This is a genomic window from Paraburkholderia metrosideri, from assembly GCF_904848625.1.
Taxonomy (GTDB): domain Bacteria; phylum Pseudomonadota; class Gammaproteobacteria; order Burkholderiales; family Burkholderiaceae; genus Paraburkholderia; species Paraburkholderia metrosideri.
In genome coordinates, this window is record NZ_CAJHCP010000004.1 from 94032 (window position 1) to 106654 (window position 12623).

General features: G+C 59.5%; 11 protein-coding genes. 4 read left to right on the plus strand and 7 right to left on the minus strand.

Going from position 1 to position 12623, the window contains the following annotated elements:
- The first annotated feature begins 94 nt into the window (after positions 1-94).
- Entirely contained in the window at positions 95-889 is a 795-nt protein-coding gene (locus LMG28727_RS09095) for a DeoR/GlpR family DNA-binding transcription regulator (RefSeq protein ID WP_201641975.1), read from the plus strand.
- A complete protein-coding gene (locus tag LMG28727_RS09100) occupies positions 886-2055 on the plus strand; it encodes an MFS transporter (protein ID WP_236591685.1) in 1170 nt (389 codons plus the stop codon). Before LMG28727_RS09095 ends, LMG28727_RS09100 begins: the two co-directional genes overlap by 4 nt.
- Before the next feature lie 26 nt (positions 2056-2081).
- On the opposite strand, the gene LMG28727_RS09105 is transcribed toward LMG28727_RS09100, so the two are convergent.
- The 3 genes from LMG28727_RS09105 to LMG28727_RS09115 all read right to left on the minus strand — a co-directional run bounded on the left by LMG28727_RS09105 (position 2082) and on the right by LMG28727_RS09115 (position 5880).
- The gene (locus LMG28727_RS09105) at positions 2082-2948 is read right to left on the minus strand and encodes a sterol desaturase family protein (RefSeq protein ID WP_201641976.1); all 867 of its coding nucleotides are present in this window, start codon (positions 2946-2948) and stop codon (positions 2082-2084) included.
- Positions 2949-3778: 830 nt separating this feature from the next.
- Positions 3779-4714: a peptidoglycan DD-metalloendopeptidase family protein gene (locus LMG28727_RS09110; RefSeq protein ID WP_236591686.1), complete on the minus strand. Its 936-nt coding sequence runs from the start codon at positions 4712-4714 to the stop codon at positions 3779-3781.
- A 374-nt stretch (positions 4715-5088) separates the two neighbouring features.
- Positions 5089-5880 (minus strand): alpha/beta fold hydrolase, encoded by a 792-nt coding sequence (locus tag LMG28727_RS09115; RefSeq protein WP_201641978.1) that lies wholly within the window; start codon positions 5878-5880, stop codon positions 5089-5091.
- 133 nt (positions 5881-6013) lie between these two features.
- Here LMG28727_RS09115 and LMG28727_RS09120 point away from each other — a divergent pair, with 133 nt between their 5' ends.
- Positions 6014-6922 carry a LysR family transcriptional regulator gene (locus tag LMG28727_RS09120; RefSeq protein WP_201641979.1) on the plus strand — a complete coding sequence of 303 codons (909 nt, stop codon included), beginning with the start codon at positions 6014-6016 and terminating at the stop codon, positions 6920-6922.
- 320 nt (positions 6923-7242) lie between these two features.
- Here LMG28727_RS09120 and LMG28727_RS09125 read toward each other — a convergent pair whose 3' ends face one another.
- Both LMG28727_RS09125 and LMG28727_RS09130 read right to left on the minus strand, forming a co-directional pair.
- Positions 7243-7533 carry a hypothetical protein gene (locus LMG28727_RS09125; RefSeq protein ID WP_201641980.1) on the minus strand — a complete coding sequence of 97 codons (291 nt, stop codon included), beginning with the start codon at positions 7531-7533 and terminating at the stop codon, positions 7243-7245.
- A 263-nt stretch (positions 7534-7796) separates the two neighbouring features.
- Positions 7797-8654, minus strand: a complete 858-nt coding sequence (locus LMG28727_RS09130) for an oxidoreductase (protein ID WP_201641981.1) — start codon at positions 8652-8654, stop codon at positions 7797-7799.
- 121 nt (positions 8655-8775) lie between these two features.
- On the opposite strand from LMG28727_RS09130, the gene LMG28727_RS09135 reads away from it, so the two are divergent.
- Positions 8776-9747: a LysR family transcriptional regulator gene (locus LMG28727_RS09135; protein ID WP_201641982.1), complete on the plus strand. Its 972-nt coding sequence runs from the start codon at positions 8776-8778 to the stop codon at positions 9745-9747.
- Between the two features lie 90 nt (positions 9748-9837).
- On the opposite strand, the gene LMG28727_RS09140 is transcribed toward LMG28727_RS09135, so the two are convergent.
- Together LMG28727_RS09140 and LMG28727_RS09145 are read right to left on the minus strand one after the other, a co-directional pair.
- Entirely contained in the window at positions 9838-10170 is a 333-nt protein-coding gene (locus tag LMG28727_RS09140; protein WP_201641983.1) for a DUF2322 family protein, read from the minus strand.
- 118 nt (positions 10171-10288) lie between these two features.
- Positions 10289-12205, minus strand: coding sequence for an SMP-30/gluconolactonase/LRE family protein (locus LMG28727_RS09145; protein WP_201641984.1), 1917 nt, complete (start codon positions 12203-12205; stop codon positions 10289-10291).
- Between the last annotated feature and the right edge of the window lie 418 nt (positions 12206-12623).

The following is a 12623-nucleotide window of genomic DNA, read 5'->3' on the forward strand; positions in this document are numbered from 1 at the left end:
GGGAAGTTACATCCCAAGGATTGCGCACCAAACACGTTTACGATACATTTTGCTCGTTTATGATCGTTTTGACGCCAATCTAAAAGAGAGACATATGCAGCGAACCCGACAGGAAGCTGAAAACGGGCTACTGCCCGAGCAGCGCGAGCAACTCATACTCGAGCGCCTGCGCGCGAACGGCCGCGTGCTGGCCGCCGCGCTGGCGGCAGAACTGCAAACCTCGGAGCACACCGTACGCCGTCATTTGCGCGACCTGGCCGACCAGGGTCATTGCAAACGTGTCTATGGCGGCGCGCTGCTGATTTCCCCCGCCGACAAGCCGGCCGCCGTCCGCATGAACGAAGCGGTCGACCGCAAGGGCCGCCTCGCGGCAGCGGCGGTGTCGATCGTCCGGCCGAAGCAGATCATTCTTCTCGACGCCGGCTCGACCAATGTCGCGATTGCCGCCGCGCTGCCCGACAACGCGAACCTGAGCGTCGTGACGAATTCGCCTGAAGCATGCACCCGCCTGCTGAACCGGCCTGGCTTCGACGTGATTCTCGTCGGCGGGCGCATCGCGCGTGGCGCGGCGGGCTCGTTCGGCGCAACGGCGCTGCTGCAAATCCAGCAGATTCGCGCCGACCTGTGCTTCCTCGGCGCGTGCGCGTTCGACCCGGACGAAGGCGTCGCCGCGTTCGACGTTGAAGACGCCGAACTCAAGCGTGCCATGATCAAAGCAAGCGGACAGATCGCCATCGCATTGACCTCCGAGAAGCTGATGACTGCTGCGCCGTTCGCCGTCGCATCCGCAGCGGCGGTCGATTATCTGTTCGTCGAAACCGACGTGCCGGCTGCACGCCTCGCGAGCCTCGAAGCGGTCTGCGATAACGTGATGGTGGCACGCTCATGACAACACTCGCTGTGACTCATATGAAGCCGTTGAAGGAACGCATCGCGACGATCGGCGTATTTCTCGCCAATGGTTTCGGGATCGGCGCGTGGGCCGTCGAAGTGCCGCGTATCAAGGAAAGCCTGTCGCTCAGCGACACTGCGCTCGGTATTTCGTTGTTCGCTTTTGCGCTGGGTGCAATCGTCGCGATGCCGCTTGCCGGACAACTCGCACCGCGCTTCGGCAGCGGCCGCGCGACCGCGCTGCTCGGCGCGGCATTCGTCATCACGCTGCCGCTGCCCGCTTTCGCACCCAACATGGCCGTGCTGTGCCTCGTGCTGTTCGCGCTCGGCGCGGCCAATGGCGCGCTCGACGTGTCGATGAACGGACACGCCAGCACGATCGAAACGCAGTGGCGCTCGCCGATCATGTCGTCGTTTCATGCGGCTTGGAGCGCGGGCGGTTTGCTCGGTGCTGCGACGGGCGCGATGTTGCAAAAGGCAGGCGTCAGCGTGATTGGCGGACTGCTCGTGCCGGATGCGTTTATCGCGGTGCTGATCGTGGGCGCCGCAGTGCTCGCATTGCGTGATCTCGGTGAGCCACGTGAAGCACCCAAATCCAGTGGCTTTGCATGGCCTAGCGGCGCCGTGATGAAACTGGCGATGCTCGCATTCCTGTGCATGTTGGTCGAAGGCGCGGTGGCCGACTGGAGCGCCGTCTATCTGCGTTCGACGTTGAACCGGGAAGCCAGCATCGCCGCCATCGGCTATTCCGCGTTTGCGTTTTCGATGGCGGCTTGCCGGATCATCGGCGATGTGTCGGTGCGGCGCTTCGGGTCGAGCAAGGTCGTTGCGATGGGCGGTTTGATCGCGGTAGCGGGGCTCGCGCTGGTGCTGGGTGTGCCGACCGTGCTGACTGCCTGCGTGGGCTTCGCGATGGTCGGCATCGGGCTCGCGAACATCGTGCCGGTGATTTTCAGCGCAGCGGGACGCTCGACCGCCACGCCGGCAATCGGTGTGTCGATGGCGGCCACAGCGGGTTATGCAGGGTTCCTGATCGGGCCGCCGCTGATCGGTCTGGGTGCCGGCCTGCTGGGTTTGCGCGCGGCGTTATGCGTGCTCGTGATCGCGACGTTGATCGTGGGACTGATGGGCGGCAAAGCCGTGCGCAGCGCCCGGCTCGCGTAGTCGACACCCATCGTGCAACGCCAACCTCACTTGGTCTCTTTATCCAGTATCACGACGCGCTTGTGAGCCGGCACCACCTCGCGCTGCGTCTGCAGACGCAGCGGCCAGCTCAGCGCAGCCAGCAGCGAACGCGGCTGCGCGCCGTCGGCGAGACCCGTGGCGGGCCACTCGTGTTTCGCCGGCACCCATAGCGTGCCGAACAGGTGATCCCACAGTGGGAATAGTTGCGTGAAGTTGTGATTGAAGTGCTCGGCGCGAATCGAGTGATGCAAACGGTGATATTGCGGATTGTTGACCCATGTGATGTAGCGGCCGAGATCCACCCGCAGGTTCAGATGCGCGAAATAATTGCCGGTCATGAACACGAACGAGGTGGCACCGACGATCCATGGGTCGACCTTGAACAGTACACCGACCAGCGGATAAAGCAGACACCCCTTGATCAGTACTTCGAGCCAATGATGCCGGAATGTGACGGTGACATTGAAGTCGACCGCACTGTGGTGCAGCGAATGCATTTTCCACAAAATGGGCCACGTATGCTGCAAACGGTGAAACGCGTATTCGAGCGCATCGATTGTCAGAAGCACGATGATGAACGACGCCAACGCACCCCATCCGTGAGAAACGAGTACCACCATGCCGCCGCCGAACGCATTCACGATCGCCACGCTAGCCGCTGCCGTTAGCGGCTTGACGGCTTCGGTGAGTGCCATGTACAGACCTGCGTAGATCGCGTTGAAACGCTGGGCCGAACGCGACTGCAGCAACGCAGCGGGCCAGCGGCGCTCCAGCGCGGCGCCGATCAGCATCATGACTAGTACCAGCGCATAGGCGCGCAGCCAGAGGCTGGCGTGATGCAGCAGATCAGGAAATGGGCTCGACGCAAACATAGGCTTCCCCAGTCAATACGGCGCGTTATCTGCCCCCGGCGTGCCGGCGACCCGACGCGTATGTCGCTCATAAGCGGAGTGCCCGCGCAATGGCAGACGAATCACGAGCGTTCAGGTGGCCGGGCGGTTTTAGTACGATCTTCGCAGCCTGTTCTTCAGCGCGCAAGCGTCGTTTAGATAGTGGATGGCGGGCATCGATTGCCGCATAAAAAAAATGGCGAGGTCATTGCCTCACGCCGTCACGATCGCGGGCGGCCGGCACATCCCGACCTGCCACCCGCGTCGCGTTTTAGACATTTGTATTTTTGTTGGCCCCGCCGCACCTCGTAAAACGCGCTAACCTCCCCGACCGCGATTCACGAAGACTTCCTTTCTGTTGCTGCCTGGATCTTTAACTACGCCTGCTGATTTTCTGTTTCCGGGTGCAACGTATTTCGTCTTGTGATCAGCTTATTGCAATGGCTGTGCCATGAGACCCGAAAGCGTTGCTGGTCAACGGCAGATGCGCGCGAACACGTGTCTTCGCGCACTGCGCGGTACGCGATGCGTCAGAACTGAGACGCTGCCGGCCAGCATGGCCGCGATCGAGCGAAACGCCGCAGGTACTTTTTTCAACGTGGGATAACCCGAACGGGGACTGTCAGGCAAAGGTTTGCCGACGATTTCGTCCGACCTGAACGGGATCTGGTCTGATGGAATAGCGCCTCTGGCGCCCGGACCAATATGTCGCAAAGCTGAGACGGCGAGTGGGTCTGTTGAAGCGGCGTGTACGACGCGGCCACGCGTCACACTCATGCCGATCACCGCACCCCGCCACCTTCGACGTCACTTCACAGCAACGCTGTCAATTCCTCCGCCCGCGCCGTGAACTGCTGCAACTCGTTGGCGCCGAGCCGCGTTGCCTGCGGGAACTGGACCTTCAGCGGATCTTGCGGCGCGTGATGGACGTGAACCTCGTAATGCAAATGCGGCCCGGTTGCCCAACCTGTTTCGCCGACGTAACCAATCACCTGATCGCGGCTAACCTTGCTGCCACGGCGCAACCCTTTTTCGAAACGCGACAAATGCGCGAACGTCGTTGAATACGGTGCCGGATTCTGAATGATGACCACCTTGCCATAGCCGGTCTTCTGCCCGATAAAACGCACGACGCCCCGCGCGGTTGCATGAATGGGTGTGCCGATCGGCGCAGCCAGATCGACGCCGTCATGGCTTTGCCACCGATGTGTCACTGGGTCGAGACGGCGCAACGCAAAATTCGACGACACCCGCGTGAAACTCAACGGGTATCGCTCGAAGGCCGGCGTGGTGCTCGCGCCATCTTTTGAATAATAAAAAGGCTTGCCCTGAAGCGTTTTGTACAGGAATACGTCGTGCGTCACGGTGCCGCGTGCAATGCGAACGGCCAGCGGTGCACTTGGGGCACCACCGGTGTTGCCTTTGTCGAACACGGCGCTGACCCGATCGCCGGCGCGCAGATCACGTGCAAAGTTGAGCTCGCCGTGAAATGCCTGGGCCAGTATCGCAGTGGTGGCAGCATCGACACCCATGCTTTGCGCCGCTGCCGCGAAACTGTGTTCAACCGGCGCATTCTTCACGGTGAAGGCCGGTGCAGCTACCGCCTCCGACGCACCCGGTGCCGCTGCTGCGATAGCCGGTCCCACCGCAGGCGCGCTCGCGGGCAAAGCGGCAGACGGTCTGGCGGAATCCTTGCTCATCAGAGACACATCGGGTTCGTCGGTACGCGCAGCACGATGCTGATTCACGAGGTACGCCGCGCACACGGAGCTCATTGCACAAACAAAAATGATTTTGCTGGCACGCCCGGGCAGGACGCTAGCGACAGAAAGAGGCATTGACTAGAGATCAGCGGTCGACCGTTGCGTGCGCCGGTGGCACGCACGTGCAGGTGGGTTTATTGAGTCAGCACCCCGGTCATTGCGTGAGGCGCCGCGTAAGGCTGACGGCAAGCCTAGGGGCCGTTTCTTAAATCAGGCTTAAGCTGCCCCCATTATTCAGCCGATGCAAAGCGCGCAATGGACGACCGTTGAACGTCGTCAACACTCGCCGAATCGTCCCACTTCCAGCCCGGTCACCGGTTGCGATTCACACGCCGCCCTGCAGTCGACGGCTGTCCCCATTAACCGGTGATGTCGCTAATAAATGCGTGAATGAGCGCCGCAACCTGATCCGGCGATTCGAGCGGCGACAGGTGGCCGGTCCCCGGCAATACATGCATCTGCGCATGCGGAATTCGGGGCAGCAACTCGTCGCGCAGTGTCGCCACGCTGTCTACGCGGTCCAACTCGCCCGCGATGACCGTGGTGGGAACGTCGATCGAAGCGACTTCACGCGAAATATCCTCCTGACTCGCGTGACGCGGCCACGCGGCTTTTGCCTCGGGTCCGCCGCGCAAGCTGTCTTCGATCACCTGCTGGCGATGCGCGCGACTGAGCCGTTTCGCGCTCAGCATGCCGTCAATCGTGGCTTCGACCGATGCCTGCGAAACATAAGCGCTTTCCATTGCGGCCAGCGCGTCGGGGGGCAACCTGAGCGGCACTGGCGGTGACGGCGCGACCAGCACCAAACCCGCCAGACCTTGCGGACGGCGCGCCGCAAGCAGTTGCGCGACCTTGCCGCCCATCGAATGGCCGATCAGGACGAAGCGACGCAAAGCGAGCCTGTCGATCACGCACTGTGCGTCGTCGGCGAGATCGGCGAGCGCGTAGTGTGCGGCGGGCTTGTCCGACTCGCCCCAGCCCCGGTGGTCCGGTGCGATGGTCCGGTACACGTTCGGCAGCGCCGCGATCACCTCGTCCCATGTACGCGAAGAGCCGCCCCAGTAATGCAGAAAGACCAGCGCTGGCTTGTCGGCATGACCAAAACCCAGTTCTTTGACATGGATGTCAACACCGTTCGAGTCGATTTTCATCTTGCTACTCCATTCACATTGAGATTTGCGACCCGTAGTGGTCGACAAACGCAATGGTAGATTCGATCTTTTATGGCGATAATCCGTCATTTATTATCATCACCTTATCGTCTGGTTATCGACTGGAGTCGTGATGGATCGATTTGCCTGCATCTCCGTGTTCGTCGCCGCCGTCGACGAAGGCAGCCTCGCCGCTGCAGGCCGACGTGCCGGGCTCTCGGCCTCCATGGCCGGTAAATATCTGAGTCAACTTGAGGCGGAACTGAACGTTCGCCTGATGCAGCGAAGCACGCGCAATTTAAGCCTGACCGACGCGGGCCGCGCGTACTACCTGCGGTGCAAACACATTCTGGAAGAGTTCGACGACGCGAACCGCGAGGCCAGCGACGCGCAACGTCTCGCGAGCGGCACGCTACGCGTGGCCGCGCCGGTGACCTTTGGCGCAATGCATATGCAGGAGATCGTGACGCGTTATCTGGCGGCACATCCGCAGGTGGACATCGACATGTCGCTCGACGATCGCTACGTCGATTTGCAAAGCGATTCGATCGACGTGGCGATCCGGATCGGTCGTTTGCCTGACTCGCAACTCATCGCGAAGCGGCTTGCGCCTTGCAGAATGGTGTTGTGCGCAGCACCTGCCTTCGTCGCGCGCGAAGGTCTGCCGGCTCAACCAGGCGACTTACGCGCTGCGCCGAGGCTGGCCTTTAGCGAGGCAGTGACCGCGGGAGAATGGGCGCTACAGGATAAGCATGGCCGTCGTTACGTAATCGAAGGACCACTTCGCATGCGGGCCAATAACATGCAGATGCTGACCTCGGCCGCACTGGCGGGAATGGGCATCGTATATGGACCGACCTTCGTATTCGGCGAGCACCTGAAGGCCGGACGGCTTATAGAACTTCTGCCTGAATTCAAAGCGCCCGACCTGACGATTCACGCGGTGTATTCGTCGGCCCGTTATGTACCGTTGAAGGTGCGAGTCTTTATCGACTATCTCGTCTCGGCTTTCGGCGATGAACCTGAGTGGGACAGGTTCTAGAAGATCAACCGATTTTAGTTAGGTAATCTTTCCAATCGATTCGCTGGTACTTACATTTAGCAAACAACAGCGCCGCAATGGAGACTCCGCAACTACTTCTAATTAGAAGAACCCGCCTTTATTCCGCGATCGAGAACCGCGACGGACTCTTGCTTTGCGGAGCTTCCTTCTCAGCACGCCTGACGCGTGCGGTCGCGCCGCGAATAAAAAGAACTACGCAGAGGGCAACAATTGCCCAGATGCCAAGAATGAGGGTTAATGCGTTCATTTCGATTTCAGAAGTTCAGTTCTGCCATTCGTACACCCGGCCCAATGGCGGGTCAATGTTTTGTAAGCGGATCGCTGCTGCCAAACAACAGTTCGTCGATCAGGCCAGTGGTCTGCGCTAGCTGCCTTTCGAGCGCCGCACGCACTTCTTCCGCGGCTGCGGCGTCGCTTCGGGCGACTGCTGAATGGGTGCGGGTCGCGAGGCGCAGCACGGTATCGGATGCGAACTGCAACTCGCGCAGCATTGCCGCTTCGGAGGCGGTCGGCGTGCTGGTCAGCTCGGGCGTGGACAGCTCAGGCAGGCCTGCTTCGAATTGCGGGTTTTCGTCTTGACGGGAAGACATCGCGAGCTCCTTGCGCGCTTGGATGATTCCAGTGTGCGCTGGGGCCACGGGTTTCAATCGGTCGAACAGAAGCCGAATATTAAGCCAATCTTGCCTCACCGAGAACTCGTTATTTACCTCTAAAGAAGGGGCGCGATTGAAAATGGTAAAAGTGACCGGCGGCATCGCGTATAGACCGCGAGATTCGCCGGCTGAATTGTCGCAAAACAGGGGAAAACACCAACATCAACCCACATGGTCGCGCGCCGTCTTCGCGTCACTCGCTATGCGGTGAAATCAGTCGACGCCGACAGTTCTCCCCACGTTTGCATTTCCTGCGCGACGTAAGCGTTTTTTGCGGCGATAGCGGCCAGCGTATCGGTGCCGAGCGGAAGCCGTAGCGGCGGATTCGGAGCGTCGACCAGTACGACCACCGCATCCGCCAGCTTTTCCGGATCGCCCGGCTGGTTGTGATTCATTTGCGCGGCCTTGCGACGCACCGCGCCCGACGTGTCGTCGTAATCGGCAATCACATCCGCTGCAACGGCGAGTGACGACGCATCGAGAAAGTCCGTGCGGAAGTAACCGGGCTCGACGACAGTCGCGTGAATGCCGAGCGGCTTCAGTTCATCACGCAGTGCTTCGGTAATGCCCTCCACCGCGAATTTGGTCGACGAATACACCCCGAAGCCTGCCGCGCCGCGGTAACCGCCAATCGACGAAATGTTGATCACGTGGCCTGAGCGGCGCGCGCGCATGACCGGCAACACAGCACGCGTGACGTTCAACAGGCCGAACACGTTCGTGTCGTACATGCGGCGAATATCGCGGTCGGAGGACTCCTCCACGGCGCCCAGCAATCCGAAACCGGCGTTGTTGATCAGCACGTCGATGCGGCCGAATTTTTCCATCGCCGCCTGCACCGCCGCTTTTGCCTGCACCTCATCGGTCACGTCCAGTGCAACGGGCAACAGTCCCGCGGATTCGCCGAGACGCGCCACGATCGAACTCACATTGCGCGCTGCCGCCACAACCGCATTGCCGTCCGCGAGCGCCGCTTCGGCGATAAGTGCACCGATGCCGCGCGATGCTCCTGTAATGAACCATACGCGTTTGAAAGCTTCTTGCTGGATATCGACCATGATCTCGCTCCTGGGTTGTGAGGTGAAAGTGATGCCATGGTAGGAGCGATGATTGACACGCACTAGACGTCAATTGCTAGACTGATAATCAACTTCTACTTGTTAATTGGAGCCGCAGCCGATGAACGAAATTCGTGCGATCACCACGTTTGTGCGCGCGGCGACGCTCGGCAGTCTTCGACGCGCGGCGGTCGATCAGGGCATTTCGCCGCAAGCGGCGAGTCAGGCCGTCATGCAACTGGAGAAGGAACTGGGCGTCCGGCTTTTTCACCGCACTACGCGCAAGCTCAGTCTGACCGAAGAAGGTCAGCGGCTTTTCGACAGCGTCAAGCCGGCTCTGTCAATCTTCTCGTCGGCGCTAGACGAGGCACGTCGTTCAAAAGAAGAAGCCGGTGGACTATTGCGCGTCAGCGCACCGCGCGCGCTCGGGATGCCGATGCTATGGACGTACTTCGAGCAATTCCAGCAGCTTCATCCGAACGTGCAACTCGAAGTGCAATTCGATGATCATTTCACCGATCTCGTCACCGACCGCGCCGATGTAGGATTTCGCGGCGGGCCGCCGCCATCGGGCGGCTCAATTGCGCGTCCGCTCGTACCGATTCAGTTGATCGTCTGCGCGTCGCCGGAATACATCGCGCGTAATGGTGCGCCGCGAACTATCGACGAACTGGATCAGCATCGCTGCACCGGGTATCGGCGCGCGAATACGGGCAAGCTCGCACAATGGCAGTTTCAGATAGGCGACGAAATTGTTTATCGCGATGTGCCGCCGGTCATCTGCGTGAACGATACGGAGATGGAGACGCAGGCCGTGCTATCGGGTCTGGGAATCGGACAGTTGGGCAGCTTTAACGCCACGCCTCACATAAGAAGCGGCCGGCTCGTTGCGTTGCTGACGCAGCACATTACCGAATACGGCACGGTGTATATCTACTACGGGCATCGGACCGAACAGCCGCTGCGTGTGAAAACTTTTATCGATTTCATGGTCGCGCGGCTGGCGGATAACCGCGCATTCTTTCTCGACCCTGTCGAGCTTCGCGCGACTCGCGCGGTGCGGCGTGGACGCGCTGCGAGTGAGCGCGGTTAAAGCTTTGCCGCTATCCAGCACCCGCAAATCCACGCACTGACTGCGCGCTTTTAGCTAAAGCCGCTATCGCCAGCGCGCTTGACAATATCTTTACGCCGCAGCGATAACGTCGATACGCAACGCGTCGCCGCCTGCTGCGATGGCAAGCAGGATGTCGACGTTAGGGTGCGCACCCGGACGGTTGCGCGCATCGGCGGTATGTTCGGCGAACACCGCGAGACCGTGCTCAGCAGCTTTGCTGTCGAGCGTGCCGAATGTTTGCTGCAAATAGTTGTACACCGTGAGCGAGCCCTGCTTGCCCGGCTTGTTCTCGATACTCGCGACAACCGCGCCCTTGCCGTCGATCAGATCGATACGCTCGATACCGTCGATAGACGGCATCTGCGCCAGATTCTCCTTGAATACGTTGCTGGGTTGGATCATTAGACACACTCCTTCGGTTCAGAAAATGACATGCGGGCCGTATCTTAAACGATAGGGTGTTGAGCCACGCTCAAATGCGGCCGCGCTGAACTCTGAACCTGTGAGTCCCACAACGCAATCACGGCGTCCAGCGATGAACAATAATGCTCGCGCCGTTGTAGTTGTCTTTCGTAATCACATACTCGCCTGACGCTCTCAGATATGCCCTGAGCCCATACATCGAATCGACGTCGTTGCCCACATCCACTGTCGTCGGACTCGCGTTAATCAGAGTGGTGTCGAGTTGACCCGTTGTGAGGTTGAAAGCATCGATGTTCGGAACGGTATGCACGTATCCGACGAACAGATAGTTTCCGGCCGCCGTGATTGATTTGGGATTGGCGCTGGTGAGGTTAATCACCGGACTGGGCTGGCTGATGTTGCCCGCACTCCACCCGTGATACACCTCGATCCGCGTTTGCATGGCCGTCCAGTCCGTGCTTCCGGCAATACCTTGCGCAAGGATCATCGTGTCGCTCTCGGGAAGATAGATGATCCGTGTCAACGGACGAATGCTTTCCGGCGTGGAGATCGTAATGGCCGGACCCCACGTCGGCTTGCCTTCACCGTCGAAGCCCGTCAACGGGTAGTGGTAAATATGATTGGTCCGGTCCAGACCAGCCCATACGTCGCCCCGGCTGTCGATGCAAAAACCGCCGGTCACCTGAAGCGTCGTATTGAAAGCGGTTCCCGGTATCGATGCATCGGGGATCGCAATGTAGCCATTGGCCGCGTTGAAATGATAGAAGTAAAAGATCCCCGGGTTCTGCCCCGACGCCACCAGAATACGATTTCCGCCGACCGTGACGAGTTGGCCGAAGTGTTCGTCGCGTTGCGTGTCGTTCATGTTCAAACGCGGATCGGACGGATAGGTGAACGGGTCGACCGTATTCGCGACGAAAGTACCGCCTGCCGTGCCGGTGTAAATGTTCGTACCGCCGTAGAAGTAGGCCGCATCCGTTGACGGGTCCGGCGCGGCGACGCCCTCGAAATTGAGGGACTGTAGCGCGTATTGCAGCGCGCCAGCACTGTTGTATGCGTGAAGATCGGTCGCGCCATTGCGACCGAGATCCCAGCTTCCACCCCATGGATTATTGAGCACGTAAAGATTGCCCGACGCATCTTTGCCAATACCGACAATGCGCGTAAAGCGTTTGTCGCCCACCTGCCCTTTGATGCCGCTGGTGGTGTCGAGATAACCGCCCTGAATGCCGAACGTGCCGGTGAGCGTTGGTGCGGCCGCCACGTTGTAGAGCTTGATATTCATGTCGGGGCCTTCGTCGCCGACCATGAGTTGCGCGGACGATGCATCGAAATACAGCGCGGAGGGTCGCGCTGTGGCGGCCATCTGAATGGTATTCAACGGTGCGCCAGCCGCACTGAATTCGTCGATCTCGCCCGCGCTCTGCCTCGCGACCCACAGATTGCCCGCGCTATCCAGTGCAAGTGCGCCAGGACTCGCGATGTTGATATCGCGCTGCCAGACGCCATCCGTAGAGAACACCCGGACTCGATTGCCAAAAAAGTCACTCGTATATAGAAGCGAACCTGCGGTGGCCAGACCGGTAATGACATCGGCATGGGGTATGCCGGTCCACACACTCACCGGGATGACAAGATCGCGTGTCTGCGTTGCGCGGTTGTAGCGTCCGACCGAACCGCTGCCAAACGACGTGTTGTACTGCAAGGCCGCGAAAATCGAGGTGCTGTTACCCGTAATCGCACTGCCCTGAAAGTCGGCATGAGAGCCAATGGAACCGATGCTCTTGCCGTTCTGATAGATCGCGACGCCGCCGTCGTTTTCGTCCCACAGCGACGACGTATAGATGACGCCTTCCGGCGCGACCCACATTGAACGCGCGGTATTGCCGACGTGAGCGGCAAGTGTTCCGAATGTATTGGCTAACCAGTCGGTGGTGTATTGCGCGTAGCAGGCGGGCGTGAAGATCGCGATAGCTGCGCAAAAGCATGCAGCGCGGATTGACTTGCTGATCATGAGTGATGCTCTCCGAACGACTCTTTTCCTCCAGCAGATTACCTCGTCGGATACGAAATGTTAGAGATTAAATAAACATTATATTTTTGAACCAGTCCGAATCAATTTTTTTTAATTCATTTTGAATATTTTTGCGATTTGTCAAAAATTTATGACACAGACGGACGGGTCACGAAGAGCGATGCCACACCAGGATTTGCCCTGGCTAATACGTCGATATCTTTCATCTGACTTGCCATTTCTATTGAGATATGATCTCCTATGACTTACCAAATATTTCATGCGTTTTGCTTGCAAAGCGTCTGGGTTGTTGGCGAGGGACACGGTGCGACAACACCTGCGTACTTGGTGGTATTCGGGTAGCAGCTTTGCCTGAAAAAGCACGCACGCGTCTGGCAAAGAGACACGCGCGCGTTCG